The sequence below is a fragment of the Photobacterium rosenbergii genome, assembly GCF_033022775.1.
Classification (GTDB): domain Bacteria; phylum Pseudomonadota; class Gammaproteobacteria; order Enterobacterales; family Vibrionaceae; genus Photobacterium; species Photobacterium rosenbergii_A.
In genome coordinates, this window is record NZ_JAWJZI010000021.1 from 37872 (window position 1) to 55434 (window position 17563).

Here is a 17563-nt window from a genome sequence, read left to right on the forward strand (position 1 = left end):
TTGAAGTTATTGATTTTCTATCACTGCACTGGCTGGCCCAACAGGACACGCAGAGGCGGGTTGTCATCGATCATTTCTGACAGGGTGTGATTGTCCAGCTCATTGAGGAACGCCTGGCGCGCATCGAACAGGATAACTTTGAGTTTGCAGGCCGGAGTGATATGGCAAAAGTCCTCGCTGCAATTGACGATCTGCAGCGGCTCTATCGCCCGCACGACATCACCCACCACGATTTTATCGGCAGGCATGCCTAGGCGGATCCCACCATTTTTACCGCGCACTGTCTCAACGTAACCCAGCTGTCCCAGCTTGTTGATGATCTTCACCATGTGGTTACGTGACACACCGTATACCTCGGTCACTTTGGTAATACTCGCCAGCTCCCCCTGTGGCAGGGTCGCTAAGTATATAAGGGCACGCAGGCCGTAATCGGTAAAACTCGTCAGTTGCACAATAACTCCTCCTGACGACATTTTAATCTGGTTATTGACTAAAAGATACAGATACGATACAACTTAAAACATATATTATAAATGCACCATTAAGGTAAAGTCATGCTCAGCTCCCAAACTATCGACATCGTCAAAGCGACGGCTCCAGTTATTGCCCAAACCGGCCCGGCGCTCACCGCCCATTTCTACGAACGAATGTTCAGCCATAACCCTGAGCTCAAAGATATTTTCAATATGAGCAACCAGCGCAACGGCGACCAGCGCGAAGCGCTGTTCAACGCTATCTGCGCCTACGCCAACAATATCGAAAACCTGCCGGCCCTACTGCCGGCAGTGGAAAAAATTGCCCACAAACATACCAGTTTCATGATCACCGCTGAGCAATATGCCATTGTTGGCGGCCACCTACTGGGTACGATTGACGACCTGCTCGCCCCTGGCCAAGAAGTCTTGGATGCGTGGGCAGAAGCCTATGGCCTGCTTGCCGATATCTTTATCAAACGCGAAGAAGAGATCTACCAGGAAAACGAAGGCAAGTCGGGGGGCTGGCGTGGCACCCGTGAATTTATCCTGACCGAGAAAACCCAAGAGAGCGAAGAGATCACCAGCTTCACCTTCAAGCCAGCCGACGGCGGTGAAGTCGCCGGCTACCAGCCGGGCCAATACCTTGGGATCTACCTCCAGCCAGCAGGCTTCGAGTTCCAGGAAATCCGCCAGTACAGCCTGTCTTCTGCCCCGCAGGCCGATCAGTACCGTATTTCGGTCAAGCGCGAAGCAGGTGGCAAGGTCTCGAGCTATCTGCATGATGCCCTGCAAGTGGGCGATAAAGTCCAGCTTGCCCCACCTGCCGGCGACTTCTTCCTCGATGTGGAAGCCACGACGCCGGTGGCATTGATTTCTGCCGGTGTGGGCCTAACGCCGACTCTGTCGATGCTAGAAGCCTTAACCGCCCACCAGGCCGACGTGCACTGGCTACACGCTGCCGAGAACGGCGGTCACCATGCCTTCAAGCACACCGTCGCCCGCATGGTTGCCGAGCATGATCACTTTACCAGCCATACTTGGTACCGTGAGCCGCTGGCTTCAGATAGCCAGGCCGAAGACTTCCAGTTTGACGGTATGATGGACCTTAGCAAGGTCAAAGAACTGGTGGCGACTCCAGGCATGCACTACTACTTCTGTGGACCGATCGGCTTCATGCAGTATGTCGCCAAGCAGCTACTTGAGATGGGCGTTGCCGAAGAGCAGCTTCACTACGAATGCTTCGGCCCGCACAAGGTGATTTAATTGCAACAAAAAAGAGAGGCTCCGGCCTCTCTTTCTGTATCTCTCTTCTCGCCCAGAAACTCGCACTAACCCAGCTTCCAACGTGTTTTACCTACCAAAAACTATCCCGCCGCTTGGCCCTGGCAATCACATTGGCCGGCATCCGGTTTTCCAGCCCACGGCGCAGGCTCGCAATCTTGTTGTGGGTGCTTTGACTTGCTGTCACCGTGTTGTATAGCCAGCGGTAGGCATCTTCAAAGTCGAGCGGACTGCCGTAATTACTCAGCAGCAACTCGGCAAGCTGGATACGGGCATCGACATTGCCCATGGCAGCGGCTTCACGCAAGTAGGGGATCGCCCGCTCCCGATCTTGCTGGACCAAGGTGCCGCGAGCGTAATATCGCCCGAGCTGCTCCAGTGCTGCAGGTGAGCCTTGCTGGGCAGCCGACTGCATGTAGTGGACACCAAGCTCGACATCACGATCGACACACACGCCCCAGGCAAGCATATCGCCATAAAGAAACTGATAAGAAGGAGATTCGACACGGATCGCCCTGGCCTCAATATCCTGAACCAGCTGGCAATCATCAGCCTGGACTTGCTGCAAATGACTGTTGGAGACGAACATCCGGTTGAGCTCGTTTTCGCTATACACAGGCACGGCATCACCCACCTCTTCCAGTGCGGAAGCAGGTATTGCGCAGCACAAGGCAATAGCAAAGGTTAACGGGCGTAGGCTCATGGATAGATCTCTTTCCAAACGTGCTAACGTTATCGGCGGCAGAGCAGCAGACTTTAGAGAAAAAACACCCTAAACGGCAATTTTCCGGCGTTCCAATGACATAGTATAAATAGGTTTTTGACGCAATCTTCTCAGGCCAATTTTGGAACTAACCCCCACTTTGGCCGTATCACTATAAGGCTAAAGTCTCTCCCAGCTAATGACGAAAAAAACATAAAAAAAAGCCAGCCCCAAGGGCTGGCTTTCATATCAATTATCACCAGTGCTGTACTATCGCATTACCTTGGCAATGCAGCGTACGGCTAGCAGCAATTACTCACCGTATGGGTGAACCTTGATGATTGTCTCGTTACGGTCAGGACCGGTAGAGATGATGTCAACTGGTACGCCAGTTAGCTCTTCGATACGTGCGATGTAGTCTAGTGCTGTCTGTGGCAATGCATCCAGAGACTTAGCACCGAATGTTGTTTCAGACCAGCCAGGTACCGTTTCGTAGATTGGCTCGATGTTCTCGTAAGCGTCAGCCGCCATTGGAGAGACTTCTAGGATGTCGCCATCTTTGGTCTTGTAGCCAGTACAGATCTTGATCTCTTCCAGGCCATCCAGTACGTCTAGCTTGGTTAGGCAGAAGCCAGTGATTGAGTTGATCTGGATAGCACGACGCATAGCAACGGCATCGAACCAACCTGTACGGCGTAGACGGCCAGTCGTCGCGCCAAACTCGTTACCTACTTCACCCAGGTGCTTACCAACAGGGTCTTGCTTGTCTAGACCGTCGTATAGCTCTGTCGGGAATGGACCTGCGCCAACACGGGTGCAGTATGCTTTCGCGATACCCAGGATGTAACCAAGGTGACGAGGACCGAAGCCAGAACCTGCAGCAACACCACCAGCCGTTGTGTTTGAAGAGGTTACGTACGGGTAAGTACCGTGGTCGATATCAAGCAGTGTACCCTGCGCACCTTCGAACATGATCTTGTCGCCGCGTAGACGAGCATCATCAAGTTCTTTAGTTACGTCGATAACCATTGCAGTCAGGATATCAGCCTGTGCCATGATGTTTTCAAGTACTTCTTCGTAGCTTACCGGCTCAGCATTGTAGTAGTGCTCAAGCTGGAAGTTGTGGTAAGCCATAACCTCTTTAAGCTTCTCGGCAAATGCTTCTTTGTCGAACAGGTCGCCAACACGTAGGCCACGGCGAGCAACTTTATCTTCGTAAGCTGGACCGATACCACGGCCAGTTGTACCGATCGCTTTCTTACCACGAGCGATTTCACGCGCTTGGTCAAGAGCGATGTGGTATGGAAGGATTAGCGGACAAGCTTCTGACAGGAACAGACGTTCACGAACAGGGATACCACGTTCTTCTAGTGGGCCCATTTCTTTCATCAGTGCGTCTGGAGAAAGTACAACACCGTTACCGATGATACATTTAACGTTGTCACGTAGGATACCTGATGGGATCAGGTGAAGGACAGTTTTTTCACCGTCAATGACTAGGGTGTGACCAGCGTTGTGACCACCTTGGTAGCGCACTACGTATTTTGCATCTTCGGTCAATAGATCTACGATCTTACCTTTACCTTCGTCACCCCATTGGGTGCCAAGAACGACTACATTATTTGCCATCTTTCTTCGTCTATCAGTAGTTAAAAAGGGATTCTAGCACCTTCAACGTTGCCTTGCAGTCATTTTTTGACCATGAGCCGCAAAACGGCAAGAAGCCTGTCACGCAAACGTGCTAGGGGAATTTACATACTAGTGTACATCATATAGGCGATGACACTGCCGGCGACAACCAGGCAACCACCGATACGGCGCAGCGAATTGTCATCCTGCTGGCTCAGTTGGCTCACCATCTCACGCCAGCCTTTTGGGGCCAGTAATGGGCCAAGTCCTTCAAACACAAGCACTAGCCCTAGTGCCATCCAAAATGCCTTACTCATTGTCGTCTCCTCGCATTGATGGCCGGATTATACCCAATAAAAAAGGCAAGACCGAAGTCTTGCCTTTTCATCACAACCTTAATGGCGCTTAGTTAGCGACCGCGTTGGACTCTTTCATGTACTTGAAGAATTCCGTATTCGGGTCAACCACCAAGATGTCGTTCTTCGAGTTGAAGCTGTTCTCGTACGCCTTCAGAGAACGCAGGAAGTTGTAGAACTCCGGGTTCTTGTTGAACGCACCCGCATAGATTTGCGCCGTTTCAGCATCCGCAGCACCACGTACTACTCGAGCCTGACGGTCTGCATCAGCAATGATCTTCGCAACTTCTAGCTCTGACTGAGCACGGATAACTTCAGCTTTCTCACGACCTTGAGAGCGGTGCTTACGGGCAACCGACTCACGCTCGGCACGCATACGGCGGTAGATTGACTCGCTGATCTCATCAGGCAGGTTGATTTTCTTCATTCGGAAATCCACCACCTCAACACCCAAGTCTTTAAACGCGCTGACTTTGATGTCGGCCAATACATTGGCCATGATTTGATCACGCTGACCTTCAACCTCTTTACGAGGAGCGACTTCAGCAACGATTTCAGACGCTGGTGCGTCATCTTCTTCAGCCACAGCCGTGCTGTCTTGATTATTACCACGGTCTGGGCCAGAGACGATCTGCTTGATTTCTCGAGAACCGATCTCCGCACGCAGGCTGTCGACCACCTTACGTTTCAGAAGCGCTTCTGCCGTTGAGACATCACCACCACCGGTTGTCAGGTAGTACTGGCCGAAGTCTTCGATACGCCACTTCACGTAGGTATCGATGATCACGTCTTTTTTCTCAGACGTTACAAAACGGTCAGCCTGGTCATCCATGGTCTGGATACGGGCATCCAGGGTACGGACACGGTCAAACACCGGCACTTTGAAGTGCAGGCCCGGCTCGTAGATCCTTGCTACATCCGAATCAGGCGCCTTAAGGATACGGCCGAAACGAACAACAATACCGCGCTCGCCTTCCTGAACCACGAACATTGACATCAGCAATGTCGCGATGAAGACAACAATCACAGGGATCATTAACTTACGCATAATTAAAATCTCCCCTGACGGCCAGTATCAGTACTACGTGGCGCAGTTGATACCGGGGCGGTCTCGACTTTTTCAAGTTCGATACCGTAATCGCTAGACGAGCCACTTTTCGGCTGGCTACTCTGCTGAGCTGGGTTAACCAGCTTGTCCAATGGCAGGTACAGCAGGTTGCCGCTTGATTGCGAGTCGACCATCACTTTACTGGTGTTCGAGTAAACGCGTTCCATTGTCTCAAGGTACAGACGGTTACGCGTAACTTCAGTAGCTGCCAGGTATTCAGGCAACAGCTTTTCAAACTGCGCCACTTCACCGAGTGCACCGTTGATCACACGCTCAGAGTAACCTTCCGCTTCTTTCTTCAGACGCTCGGCACGACCGGTTGCCTTAGGCAAGATGTCATTGCTGTAAGCTTCTGCTTCACGAACGAAACGCTCCTCATCCTCTCGCGCTGCAATTGCATCATCGAAGGCGTCTTTCACCGCTTCCGGCGGACGGGCAGACTGGAAGTTGACATCAACCACCAACAGACCCATGTCGTAACGCTGGATGATGTTATCAATCGCTTCTTGCGTATTGGCACGGATCACCTGACGACCAGTGGTCAGGGCTTCATCCATGGTCGAGTCACCGATCACTGCACGAAGTGCAGAATCAGTCGCCTGACGCAAGCTGTCATCCGCATTGGTGACGCTGAACAGGTATTTCTGCGGCTCGGCCACACGGTACTGAACGTCCATTTCCACTTTCAGTACGTTTTCGTCTTTGGTCAGCATCAGACCCGAGCTGCGCAAAGAACGAATTGCCTGTACGTTGACTGGCTCGACTTCATCGATAAAGGTAGGTTTCCAGTTCAGACCCGGATCTACCATTTCGTAGAATTTACCGAAACGCAGAACAACCCCGCGCTCCGCTTCGCCGATGGTATAGAAACCGGAAAAGCCCCATACCGCTGCAGCCAACACTGCGATTACCCCAAGACCTGCAGCGCTGCCGCCAGTCGAAGGTCCCTTTTTATTCCCCAAAATGCCACCGAATTTACGACTCAGTTTTGAGAAAACCTCATCGAGATCCGGCGGACCTTGATCACGACCACCGCGATTATTGTTCCCCCAAGGGTCTTTATCACGGCCGCCGTTGTTACCAGGCTCATTCCACGCCATTATAGAACTCCATCAATATGATATGACGACAGTTTTTTTTATTACTCTAGCAGTCCATTAAGCAACGATAAAGTCATCTAACGAAGTACTTTCTCTTTTTTGTAACCTAGACCACTCTGCCAGTGGCAAGCGGATGTCGATTTTCAGGCTGCCATCGTCGTCGTATTCCTCACTGACAATACAACCCAGTTGGTAAAACTTACTGCGGTAACGGCCGATAAATTGCGGCGGTAATCGCAGGGTATGTTTAACCATGGTACCCGACAAGCGCTCGGTCAGGGCGTCAAACAACAGGTCGATGCCCTGTCCTTCCATCGCCGAAACCCACACTCTCTGGGGAACACCGGCTTCATCACGTTCTATACGTGGCGACGCCCCTTCCAGATTATCGATCTTATTCATCACCACCAAGGTTGGTACCTCGTTGGCATCGATCTCTTCGAGTACCGTATCAACCGCTTCGATATTTTCACGGAAACGATCATCGCTGGCATCGACGACATGTAACAGCAAACTGGCATCCTGAGTTTCTTTCAGAGTTGCCTTGAAGGCTGCGACCAAGTCATGGGGCAGGTGACGAATAAAACCTACCGTATCAGCCAAGATTGAGGTACCGACATCGGCCACGTCAATCTTACGCAGAGTTGGATCTAGGGTGGCAAACAGCTGGTCAGCGGCATAGACACCGGCATCGGTGACCCGGTTAAACAACGTCGACTTACCGGCGTTGGTATAACCGACCAGTGAAATCGTCGGGATTTCAGCACGGTTACGTGCCCGGCGCCCCTGATCGCGCTGCTTGGCCACTTTCTCGAGACGGCGCAATATCGTCTTGATCCGGTCGCGAAGCAAACGGCGGTCCGTTTCCAACTGGGTTTCACCCGGTCCACGTAAGCCGATCCCGCCTTTCTGTCGTTCAAGGTGGGTCCAACCGCGGATCAAGCGGGTTGAGATGTGACGTAGCTGCGCCAGCTCGACTTGTAGCTTACCCTCGTGGGTACGCGCGCGCTGTGCAAAGATATCAAGGATCAGACCGGTGCGGTCCAGTACCCTGCATTTGCAAATTTGCTCCAGGTTACGCTCTTGCGCTGGAGAAAGTGAATGGTTGAATATGACGATTTCGGCGTCTTCAGCCCGAACCGCTTCGGCAATTTCCTGTGCTTTACCTTCACCCACGTAGAACTTAGGGTGGGGAGTTTTACGACTACCGGTAACCACCCGTAGCGTATTGACTCCCGCCGAGGAGACCAGCATTTCAAACTCGCTTAAGTCTTCCCACTCCCCTTCTTGCGTGAAGTTGATATGAACAAGAATTGCCTGCTCACCGGTTTCATAACGGTCAAACAAGCAATCAACTCCTTAATGAAGAATATTATTCTTCGGTTTTTTCTTGTGAACGTTCTGCCGAAGCTGGGCGGTCACCTGTGTGGTGGTGATTAACTGGACGTGCAGGCACGACAGTAGAAATCGCGTGCTTGTATACCATCTGGTTAACAGTGTTCTTCAGTAGGATCACAAACTGATCAAAAGACTCAATCTGGCCCTGTAGCTTGATACCGTTAACCAGGTAGATTGAAACTGGGATTCTTTCACGACGCAAAGCGTTCAAAAATGGGTCTTGCAGAGATTGCCCCTTAGCCATTATTTCTTTTCCTTATTTGTTTGTAGTTGTAGTTAGCAACGAACAAAATTAAAAATACGCAAAACAGTAATCAGTATACACGCTAATCAAACATCACATCTAACTGAGTTTGTGACGGTTTGTAACGCAGATTCTGGGTCACTGCTATCCAACCACGTCAGATCTTTCCAGCTTCTCAGCCAGGTGATCTGACGCTTCGCCAATTGACGGGTGGCACAGATACCGCGGAACACCGCGTCATCCAAAGAGCACTGCCCGTCCAAATATTCCCACATCTGGCGGTAGCCTACACAGCGTATTGAAGGCAGATCTGGGTTCAGATCACCTCGTTCATACAAAGCACGAACTTCCTGTTCAAAACCCGCTTCGATCATCTTTTCAAAACGCTGCTCGATCCGCCGATGCAGCACAGCCCTATCCGTGGGAGTTATTGCAAACTGGTGTACCCTGTAAGGCAAGGTATCACCTTGAGTTTTCGTAAGCTCAGTTAAAGTTTTACCCGAAATACGAAAAACTTCCAATGCGCGTGAAAGGCGCTGGGGATCATTGGGGTGGATCCTTGCCCCGGAAACCGGGTCAATCCGCACCAACTCCTCATGCATCGCCTGCCAGCCTTTTTCCGCCGCTTCCTGCTCAATCTGAGCGCGAATAGCAGGATCTGCCGCTGGCAACGGTGACAAACCTTCCAATAATGCTTTGTAGTACAACATAGTACCACCAACCAATAAAGGAATGCGCCCTTGTGCAACTATATCAGCCATTTCTTTCAGTGCATCAGCGCGAAAGTCCGCAGCTGAATAACTTTGCGCTGGATCACGAATATCGATCAATCGATGCGGTGCCTGCGCCAGTTCATCGGCATCCGGCTTGGCGGTGCCGATGTCCATATCTTTATAGATAAGGGCTGAATCAACGCTTATCAACTCTACAGGTAGTTGTTGGCGCAATCGGATCGCCAGATCGGTTTTGCCCGACGCAGTCGGGCCCATCAGGAAAATCGCCTGAGGTAGTGGCTTAGTCATAATTAAACGCTTCTATTGCTGCGCTCACGTCGACCGGACGCAGCAAGTCAGGAAAATAGTGTTCGAGTTCAGGTCCCCAGAGCTGCTCGAGCTCGGTGACCAGCTGGATCGCCTGGGACAAGCTATAGGCCCCGCTGGCCTCGGTCAGCTGACCAGAAAGCCAATCGAGCAGTTTGTCCCAGCCTTGCGACTCAGGATCTTCGGCTACCGCTGCCAAATAGGCCAGCAGTGCCGGGATCAATTGCTGCAGGTTCTGCTGACGCAACGGCTGACACACCGACAAGATAATAAGCTGCTGTTTGTTCTTGGCTTTGAGCTGAATGCCCAGCTGCTTGAGTAGCATCGCATGCTGCTCGGCGCAGTCTATCATATTCGGCTCAACAGGGATGGAGTGCGGAATAAGCAGCGGTTGTGGCTTTAATCCCTCCGTCTGGGCCAGACGCAGCTGCCCTTTGGTCCGCAAACTTTGCGCTCTTGCAAGAGACAATAGTGCCAAACCATCATCACGGTTAAGCAGCAGGTATTGTTTCGCCACCAACGACAGCGCCTTGCCCAGCCCGATACCGTTGGCGGTATCGATCGCATCCTGGCGAGTCGGCGGCTGGGTAACGGCAGACGGTACTGTCACCGCAGGTTGCTGCGCCGGTACCTGACGGACATGACTCGACGTATTTTGCTGCGGTGCCGGCTTCGGGGCCGACTCCACGGTTCGCATCAACTGCTGGTAGACTTCAATCTCTTCCGGACTCGGCCCATCCTCTTGCTGGCGCGCGCGGCTACTGCCCCCAGAGCGCCCTGCGCTATTTGGCAAATTGCTGCTTGGCGAATAATCGCTGTCACGATAGCCATGCTCATGCTGTCCCCTTGATTGAGGGCGAGCAGGAGCAGAGCGCTCACGGTAGCTTGATGAGTCTGATGACTCGGTTCGCTGAGGGCTTCGCTCGCGGCTTTCGTTACTTCCCGCAGAGCCACTTCCCGCAGAGTCGCTGGAAAGCCAATCCCGCGCAGGCGCCTTGTTGGGATAGTCTGGCGTTCGAGCAATCGCCGCCAAGGCGGCATCCGGCTCGGCAATGCCATGCTCCGGTGAGGAAGAAGCCTCTGACGCAATCGATGAATATGCCGTCTGCGGCGCATGGGCACTGGCCCTTGGCGCCGGTATGTTCATGACTTGCTCGGGATCATCCGCCGCCCCTTCTATCAATGCGCTTTGCAGCCCCTGGCAGATAAAATCATGCACTAGGCGAGCCTGGTGAAAACGCACTTCATGCTTGGCGGGGTGAACATTGACATCAACCTGGTGCGGGTCGACATCGATAAACAGGGCATAGGCCGCATACTGATCCGGCGCCAGGCTGCTTTCGTAGGCTTGGCGGATAGCATGGTTGATGAGCTTATCCTTCATCATCCTGCCATTGACGTAGCAGTACTGGATATCGTTCTGTGACCGCGCCCCCTGCGGGCTGCAAATCCAGCCGCTCAGTTTGAGATCACCATGTGACAGCTCAACCGCCAGCGCATGATCCAAGAACGCCTGTCCGCACACCGCGGCCAAGCGGCGCTCTTTCTGGATTTGGGTATTGGCGGCGCGGTACTGACGTACCACCTTGCCGTTGTGGCGCAGGTTGATGGTGACATCCATCCGGCTCAGTGCAATGCGCTTCAGCAGCTCATCGATATGGCCGAATTCGGTTTTTTCGGTACGGAGGAACTTTCGACGGGCCGGGGTGTTGAAAAACAGATCCAACACTTCCAGCGTAGTGCCTATGGGATGGGCAGCAGGCTTGAGCTGCACCTCCATATCCCTCCCTTCGGCATACGCCGCCCAGGCTTCCTCCTGCTCGGCAGTACGAGACGTCAGCGTCAGACGAGAAACCGAGCTGATACTGGCCAGCGCCTCACCACGAAAACCGAGGCTAGCAATGGCTTCGAGATCATCAAGAGTGGCAATTTTCGAGGTCGCGTGGCGGCTCAAGGCCAAGCCTAGCTCGTCTTTCGGGATCCCCTTGCCGTTATCACGGATACGGATCGTCCGGCTGCCGCCCTTGTCGATATCGATATCGATCCGGGTCGCCCCGGCATCAAGGCTGTTTTCAACTAGTTCCTTGACCACCGATGCGGGTCGCTCGACAACCTCACCAGCCGCAATTTGGTTCGCCAACCGAGCTGGCAAGATCTGAATAGGCATAATTAACTACTCGGAATAGTAAGTTTTTGTCCAACCGCCAGCTTATCAGTGCGTAACTGGTTCGCTTCTCGTAGGCGACTTATGGTCACGCCATAGTCGGCAGCAATTTTACCGAGAAACTCCCCCCGCTGCACGGTATGCACCACCGAAGCTGGTGCCTGCACCGTAATTTTTAGTTTCTGTCCCACCGCCAGCTCATCTGAGCGTAACTTGTTGGCACTACGAATACTTGCCACCGTCACGCCATACTGGCCGGCAATCTTGCCGAGAAACTCACCGCGCTTGACGGTGTGGGTCACCGTTTTGGTGGTCGTCGCCGCCGTCCTCGAGGCAGCGGCTGTGGCCGTACTTGTTACCGGCGCCTTCACTGATACTTTCAGCTTCTGGCCGATTGCCAGCTCATCCGAACGTAAGTTGTTGTCACGCCGAATACTGGCTACCGTCACCCCGTACTGGTTGGCGATCTTGCCGAGGAAGTCACCTCGCTTGACGGTATGAGTCACCGTCTTGGTGGTAGTCGTGGCCGGCACCGTAACGGGCGCCTTACCCGGGATCACCAATACCTGCCCGACCTTCAAGGTATTCGACTTGAGATTATTGGCCTGTTTGATCGCCGCAACAGACGTACTGTAGCGGTTGGCAATCACACTCAGCGACTGGCCGCTGGTTACTTTATGCTTGATGCCCTGATTACGGGAAGCAAACAAGGTCCCTTCCGGTGGCTTCTCGTTGAAGTACGACAGCACCCCGCGGTAAACCGCATCCGCCAGTTTATTCTGGTGCGACTTCGAGTTTAGCAGTCGCTCCTCGGTCGGGTTGGTAATAAAGCCGGTTTCAACCAGTAGCGACGGGATATCCGGTGACTTCAGTACCGCCAGGCTAGCATGTTCCGGTTTGCTCTTGTGCAGGGTGGTAACCTTGCTCATTTCCCTTAGAACCCGGCTTGCGACGTCATAACCTTCCTTTTGCGAATGGCTGAACTGCAGGTCAAGTACCGCCATACTCAAGTACTGGTCATCATTACCACCGGACAGCACATCACCGCCTCCGAGCAGCTCTGATTGTTTTTCGTGTTGCTCAATCCAACGGCCGATCTCACTATTGGCACGGCGGGTATTGAGTACCCAGACCGACGCCCCACGCGGCTGAGGCTTGTGGAAGCCATCGGCGTGAATAGATACCAATAGATGGGCACGTTTCTGACGGGCAATTTCTGTCCGCCGGTTGAGGTTCACGAAATAATCGCCCTGACGGGTCATCACCGCCTTCATGCCCGGTGTCGCGTTGATCCGTGCCGCCACCTTTTTCGAGATATCTAAGGTGACTCTCTTTTCATACAAACGGCTCGGTCCGATTGAGCCCGGATCTTCACCACCATGACCGGGATCTATAGCGACAATGATGTCATCGGTACCATAAGGCAAGATGGCCTGCTGGTTGGCTACGCTCGGCTTCGATGTCGGTTCAGGCTTCTTTGCTGTTGCGGCTTTGCCATGCGGCAAATCCATCACCAGACGGTGACTGTAGGTCCCATCCGGTGTCGGTGCCAGCTTGAATAGCTTCGGGGTCATGCCCGATTTCATTTCCAGCACCAGACGGTATGTCCCTTTTTCCGGCGCGCCACTGTTGCGGATTTTGGTCAGGATTGCACTGTCCTTCACCACCACAGGCAGCTTGGTTTTCAACGTTGTCTGCTTGAGATCCACCACCAAGCGATCAGGCTTGGTCAGAGTAAAGTAACTGAATACCGCATCCTCAGTAAGATCCAGCACCACGCGAGTCTCGTCCGGTGCCGGCCAAACCCGGATCCCCTTCAGCTCATTTGCCATCGCCAGTGAGCTAAACAGACTGGCCCCTAAAATCACAGCATGAAAAAAAGCCCGTAACGACATCCTATCAACACAACTCCAAGCACTTAATGAGTTCACTACCGTATTCGTTATTCGCCGTCAGGGTGACTTTACGCTGTTCACCGTGATAGCGCATATCCAGTTCAAGGTCGGCTTCAGGCAACAGACCGGCCCCTTTCTCCGGCCATTCCACCAAGCAGATAGCATCAGCGGCAAAATAATCACGGATCCCCATGAATTCTAGCTCCTCGGGATCGGCAAGGCGGTACAAGTCAAAATGATAGACCTGCCAAGGCGGAAGTTCATACGGTTCTACCAAGGTATAGGTTGGGCTTTTTACATTGCCCTGGTGACCCAAAGAGCGAATGAAGCCACGACTGAATGTGGTTTTTCCTGCCCCCAAATCACCATGCAGATAGATGGTGGTCTGACGCTGACAGGCATGTGCCAACTTGTGGCCTAAATCTACCGTCGCCTGCTCATCAGCAAGCAGGATTTCAAAACTATGCATTATCTTCTTATCTTGGATTTACTAATTGTCGAATATGAGGAAACAAATCGCTGGCTAGCATACCACGCTCTCCCTCAGCAGCGCAGCGGTCGGCCGCCGTACTATGGATCCATACCCCGCACCAGGCCGCTGCCGCCAAGGACAAACCTTGGCCCAATAAGGCCCCGATGATACCGGACAGCACATCGCCCATACCACCCGTTGCCATGCCAGGGTTGCCTGCCGCGCACACCCAACACTGGGTACCATCATCAACCAGAGTGCCTGCACCTTTAAGCACAACGACACCGCCATACTTTTGTTGCAGGGCCCTGGCGGCACGAAAACGATCGGCTTCCACCTCGTGTACCGAGCAAGCTAGCAACCTGGCAGCTTCTCCAGGGTGAGGAGTAATTATACGATTATTTTTATAGTCTGGTGAACGAGACAATAAGTTCAATCCATCCGCATCCACGACTAGGCTTTTTTCGGTCTTGGTGAGTTCGCTATATAAGGACTGGCTCCAACTTGATTGGCCAAGTCCCGGCCCCACCACCAGCACATCGGCCCATTGTAGGCGCTGCGCCAACAACACCTTATCTGTTTGTTGCCAGCCAACAGCCATTATTTCAGGTCTGGCCGTCACAATTGACAACGCATTGTCAGGTTGCGTCAACACTGCCGTCAAACCCGCCCCAGCGCGTGCAGCCGCTTCCGAAGCCATCCGGATCGCGCCGCCCATACCGTGATCACCACCGGCCAAAATGATCCGGCCATGATCACCTTTGTGGGCGCTGCGGGCTCGCGGCAGCAAGCAAGAACCGACATCTGCAGCTTGGATCAAGCGGGCCGAAGGCGGCTCAATTTGCTCAAAGTCATCGGCGACCTGCAAACCGGCAAATTGGACCTGACCAACATATTCTGCTGCTTGTCCCGTCCACAAGCCCTGCTTACTACCGATAAAGGTCACGGTCGATTGTGCTTTCACCGCTTCACCGAGTACTTTCCCGGTATCGGCACAAAGCCCAGAGGGAATATCGATCGCAATAACAGGCACTGCGATCCGGTTGATCATCATGATCAGCTGCTTACCCTCTGGCCGCACCTCACCACTGAGGCCGGTGCCAAGCAGTGCATCAATGACCACTTCAATCGACGATGGGATCGATGCTGCCGGCGGCAATATCTGCCCGCCAGTAGCCAGCCAGGCGTCCCTTGCCAATGCCGCATCACCCTGCAATTTCGCCGCATCCCCCATCTGCCAGAGTGTCACTTGATAACCGGCTTCTTTGGCCAAGCGGGCAACAACATATCCATCGCCACCATTGTTCCCACCTCCGCAACAGACCAGAACATGTTGATGACGGGTAAAGTCTTGTTCAAGCTGGTGAAAAACCGCTGCCCCAGCGCGCTCCATCAGCAGATACATAGCTAACTGTTGCTGAGCCGCCGCCTGACGCTCTCCACGGCGAACCTGCTCAGCCCGGTATAATTTGCCTGACCATTGTTCCGCTTTCATGGTACTCCCTCTCCTTGCCGTCACCATTCATTGTAACGATAAGCTTACTCTGCACTAGTCTCAGGCAAAGATCTTCCTGATGATCCTCTCAACATTTGCTGTGATTGTGGTAAACTTCCGCCCCCAATTAAGCTCGGTATTGTAAGCATGACCATCGACTATCGCGATCTGACCCAGAAAATCAAGCAATGGGGCCAGGAACTCGGCTTCCAGCAGGTTGGGATCAGCGATGTCGATCTTAGCGAACATGAAGCACAGCTTCAGCGCTGGCTGGATGCCGGCTACCATGGTGATATGGACTGGATGGCCCGTCACGGTATGATGCGCGCCCGCCCAGCCGAACTGCACCCCGGTACAGTCCGTGTGATCAGTGCCAGAATGGATTACTTACCACCAGAGGCTGGCTTTGCCTATAGCCTCAGCCACCCAGAAACGGCCTATATCAGCCGTTACGCCCTCGGCCGTGACTATCACAAGCTTATCCGAAACCGCCTTAAACGTCTCGGCCAACTTATTGAGCAAGAGGTCGGCCCCTTCGGCTACCGCCCTTTTGTCGATTCAGCCCCAATTCTGGAGCGACCGCTGGCTGAAAAAGCCGGGCTGGGTTGGACAGGCAAACACTCACTGCTGCTCAACCAGCAGGCAGGCTCATGGTTCTTTCTTGGCGAACTGCTTATCGATCTACCTTTACCTGTCGACAAGCCAGAAGAGAACAAGTGCGGTAAGTGTGTTGCCTGCATGACAAGTTGCCCAACCCAGGCAATCGTCGAAGAGGGTGTGGTCGATGCAAGAAGATGCATTTCTTATCTGACCATTGAGTTTGATGGTGTGATACCTGAAGAATTCCGAGAAGCTATTGGTAGCCGTGTTTATGGCTGTGATGACTGCCAATTGGTTTGCCCGTTCAACCGCTTTTCTGAAGTGACAAACGAAACCGATTATCACTGCCGTGACAGCCTAAAGTTGCAGCCATTAACTACACTCTATGCTTGGACTGAAGCGACCTTCCTGAAAAATACCGAAGGCTCAGCTATTCGCCGTATCGGCCATATCCAATGGCTGCGCAATTTGACCATTGCAATGGGTAATGCTCCTTACAGCCCAGACATTATCGAGGCATTGGCGTCTAGAGAAGGTGAGAATGCTTTGCTGGATGAACATATCCGTTGGGCGAAGGAGAAACAGTACGAAAAACGCCAACAAGATGCGATTAGCGTATTACCGGCAAGCACCAAACGCTTGGTGCGAATCGTGGAAAAAGGCCTGCCACGCGATGCCTAACTGGAAAAATGGCCCGGCTACCATATTGCAACGTTATCCACACATAGTGAGAGCTTGATCAGGCTTCTGCACTAATGTGGAAAACATTTTCATTTTTGTCTCTTTATCTGCTATTCCCGATATTAAACACAGCCCAATATCTGCTACTCAAAAAAAGTTATCCAAACATCCACAGAGTGGATCAAGTTGTATATAAGTCTTGAATAAAGGCCATTAAACCAATACAAATCAACATCTTACATTGTGGATACTTTTTTATCGATTATTGTTTTATTGAAGAATAAAAAGATAAATACAGACTTGTTCACACGGTATCGGCACACGTAATCAACCGACTTACCCACAAGGCTCATTTGTGGATAACTCTGTGCAAGATCTCAGTATTTTCTATCCGCCACAGGCTCAAGCCCACGAACGACAAGGCATTCAGGCATAGGCTGGTCGGGATAAATTTAGACAGATACGATTCACAGCTCCCTGCTGGCAACTTACATTACCCGCATCAAACCATTCAAAGAGCTTGTGTCGCCATTTGACACTAAACAGAGCATCTGGATATTGCAGGATAAAAATAAACAGCCATAAGGCTGCAGGGGCAATATCTACGATGATGTTTTTGAAGCTGATCGCTTCATAATGGTTCCCGATAACACTTCGGTTATGGAACATTGAGACAACACACAAGATTATCGAGAATCGATTAACCCAGGAATGTTGCAATTGAACTAATACTTCACAGTAGTAGCTTTGCCGTTCCCCTGCACATTGCAGCGGCAGCAGAAATTGGAGTGACGTGGCCGACTAGGTACACGAGGTTCCTCGTGGGAGCACATCTATCCTGAAATTGGAGCGACACACGAGGTTCGAACTCGTGACCTCAACCTTGGCAAGGTTGCGCTCTACCAACTGAGCTAGTGTCGC

The 17563-nt window shown here is 52.4% G+C and carries 15 protein-coding genes and 1 tRNA gene; 2 read left to right on the top strand and 14 right to left on the bottom strand.

Annotation, left to right across the window (positions count from 1 at the left end):
* Positions 1–20: 20 nt before the first annotated feature.
* The gene (nsrR, locus tag R2X38_RS24065) at positions 21–452 is read right to left on the bottom strand and encodes a nitric oxide-sensing transcriptional repressor NsrR (protein ID WP_317524881.1); all 432 of its coding nucleotides are present in this window, start codon (positions 450–452) and stop codon (positions 21–23) included.
* A 102-nt stretch (positions 453–554) separates the two neighbouring features.
* Here nsrR and hmpA point away from each other — a divergent pair, with 102 nt between their 5' ends.
* Positions 555–1739, top strand: coding sequence for an NO-inducible flavohemoprotein (hmpA, locus tag R2X38_RS24070; protein WP_317524882.1), 1185 nt, complete (start codon positions 555–557; stop codon positions 1737–1739).
* Between the two features lie 91 nt (positions 1740–1830).
* Here the strand turns inward: hmpA and motX are convergent, their stop codons facing one another.
* The 12 genes from motX to R2X38_RS24130 form a co-directional block, all read right to left on the bottom strand.
* Positions 1831–2460: a flagellar protein MotX gene (motX, locus tag R2X38_RS24075; protein ID WP_317524883.1), complete on the bottom strand. Its 630-nt coding sequence runs from the start codon at positions 2458–2460 to the stop codon at positions 1831–1833.
* A gap of 312 nt (positions 2461–2772) precedes the next feature.
* Positions 2773–4089, bottom strand: coding sequence for an adenylosuccinate synthase (locus R2X38_RS24080; RefSeq protein ID WP_317524884.1), 1317 nt, complete (start codon positions 4087–4089; stop codon positions 2773–2775).
* Between the two features lie 122 nt (positions 4090–4211).
* Positions 4212–4406 carry a DUF2065 domain-containing protein gene (locus R2X38_RS24085; RefSeq protein ID WP_039459590.1) on the bottom strand — a complete coding sequence of 65 codons (195 nt, stop codon included), beginning with the start codon at positions 4404–4406 and terminating at the stop codon, positions 4212–4214.
* 88 nt (positions 4407–4494) lie between these two features.
* On the bottom strand, positions 4495–5493 hold the full coding sequence (gene hflC, locus R2X38_RS24090; protein ID WP_317524885.1) for a protease modulator HflC: 999 nt from the start codon (positions 5491–5493) through the stop codon (positions 4495–4497).
* Between the two features lie 2 nt (positions 5494–5495).
* On the bottom strand, positions 5496–6653 hold the full coding sequence (hflK, locus tag R2X38_RS24095; protein ID WP_317524886.1) for an FtsH protease activity modulator HflK: 1158 nt from the start codon (positions 6651–6653) through the stop codon (positions 5496–5498).
* Positions 6654–6710: 57 nt separating this feature from the next.
* Complete coding sequence (gene hflX, locus R2X38_RS24100; RefSeq protein ID WP_039458573.1) at positions 6711–8000, bottom strand: ribosome rescue GTPase HflX; 1290 nt, start codon at positions 7998–8000, stop codon at positions 6711–6713.
* A gap of 25 nt (positions 8001–8025) precedes the next feature.
* Positions 8026–8295, bottom strand: a complete 270-nt coding sequence (hfq, locus tag R2X38_RS24105; RefSeq protein WP_039458576.1) for an RNA chaperone Hfq — start codon at positions 8293–8295, stop codon at positions 8026–8028.
* An 86-nt stretch (positions 8296–8381) separates the two neighbouring features.
* Entirely contained in the window at positions 8382–9317 is a 936-nt protein-coding gene (gene miaA / locus R2X38_RS24110; protein ID WP_317524887.1) for a tRNA (adenosine(37)-N6)-dimethylallyltransferase MiaA, read from the bottom strand.
* Positions 9310–11502 (bottom strand): DNA mismatch repair endonuclease MutL, encoded by a 2193-nt coding sequence (gene mutL, locus R2X38_RS24115; protein ID WP_317524888.1) that lies wholly within the window; start codon positions 11500–11502, stop codon positions 9310–9312. The genes miaA and mutL overlap by 8 nt, the downstream gene beginning before the upstream one ends.
* Before the next feature lie 2 nt (positions 11503–11504).
* Positions 11505–13394, bottom strand: a complete 1890-nt coding sequence (locus tag R2X38_RS24120; RefSeq protein ID WP_411185898.1) for a LysM peptidoglycan-binding domain-containing protein — start codon at positions 13392–13394, stop codon at positions 11505–11507.
* A gap of 4 nt (positions 13395–13398) precedes the next feature.
* On the bottom strand, positions 13399–13863 hold the full coding sequence (gene tsaE / locus R2X38_RS24125; protein ID WP_317524889.1) for a tRNA (adenosine(37)-N6)-threonylcarbamoyltransferase complex ATPase subunit type 1 TsaE: 465 nt from the start codon (positions 13861–13863) through the stop codon (positions 13399–13401).
* A 7-nt stretch (positions 13864–13870) separates the two neighbouring features.
* Positions 13871–15361 carry an NAD(P)H-hydrate dehydratase gene (locus R2X38_RS24130; protein WP_317524890.1) on the bottom strand — a complete coding sequence of 497 codons (1491 nt, stop codon included), beginning with the start codon at positions 15359–15361 and terminating at the stop codon, positions 13871–13873.
* 147 nt (positions 15362–15508) lie between these two features.
* Here R2X38_RS24130 and queG point away from each other — a divergent pair, with 147 nt between their 5' ends.
* The gene (gene queG / locus R2X38_RS24135) at positions 15509–16642 is read left to right on the top strand and encodes a tRNA epoxyqueuosine(34) reductase QueG (protein ID WP_317524891.1); all 1134 of its coding nucleotides are present in this window, start codon (positions 15509–15511) and stop codon (positions 16640–16642) included.
* Positions 16643–17487: 845 nt separating this feature from the next.
* Here queG and R2X38_RS24140 read toward each other — a convergent pair.
* Positions 17488–17563 (bottom strand) — tRNA-Gly (locus tag R2X38_RS24140).

Coding starts and splice junctions, on each gene's coding strand:
- hmpA (WP_317524882.1), top strand. CDS start 555: ATGCTCAGCTCCCAAACTATCGACATCGTCAAAGCGACGGCTCCAGTT.
- motX (WP_317524883.1), bottom strand. CDS start 2,460: ATGAGCCTACGCCCGTTAACCTTTGCTATTGCCTTGTGCTGCGCAATA.
- R2X38_RS24080 (WP_317524884.1), bottom strand. CDS start 4,089: ATGGCAAATAATGTAGTCGTTCTTGGCACCCAATGGGGTGACGAAGGT.
- R2X38_RS24085 (WP_039459590.1), bottom strand. CDS start 4,406: ATGAGTAAGGCATTTTGGATGGCACTAGGGCTAGTGCTTGTGTTTGAA.
- hflC (WP_317524885.1), bottom strand. CDS start 5,493: ATGCGTAAGTTAATGATCCCTGTGATTGTTGTCTTCATCGCGACATTG.
- hflK (WP_317524886.1), bottom strand. CDS start 6,653: ATGGCGTGGAATGAGCCTGGTAACAACGGCGGCCGTGATAAAGACCCT.
- hfq (WP_039458576.1), bottom strand. CDS start 8,295: ATGGCTAAGGGGCAATCTCTGCAAGACCCATTTTTGAACGCTTTGCGT.
- miaA (WP_317524887.1), bottom strand. CDS start 9,317: ATGACTAAGCCACTACCTCAGGCGATTTTCCTGATGGGCCCGACTGCG.
- mutL (WP_317524888.1), bottom strand. CDS start 11,502: ATGCCTATTCAGATCTTGCCAGCTCGGTTGGCGAACCAAATTGCGGCT.
- R2X38_RS24120 (WP_411185898.1), bottom strand. CDS start 13,394: ATGTCGTTACGGGCTTTTTTTCATGCTGTGATTTTAGGGGCCAGTCTG.
- tsaE (WP_317524889.1), bottom strand. CDS start 13,863: ATGCATAGTTTTGAAATCCTGCTTGCTGATGAGCAGGCGACGGTAGAT.
- R2X38_RS24130 (WP_317524890.1), bottom strand. CDS start 15,361: ATGAAAGCGGAACAATGGTCAGGCAAATTATACCGGGCTGAGCAGGTT.
- queG (WP_317524891.1), top strand. CDS start 15,509: ATGACCATCGACTATCGCGATCTGACCCAGAAAATCAAGCAATGGGGC.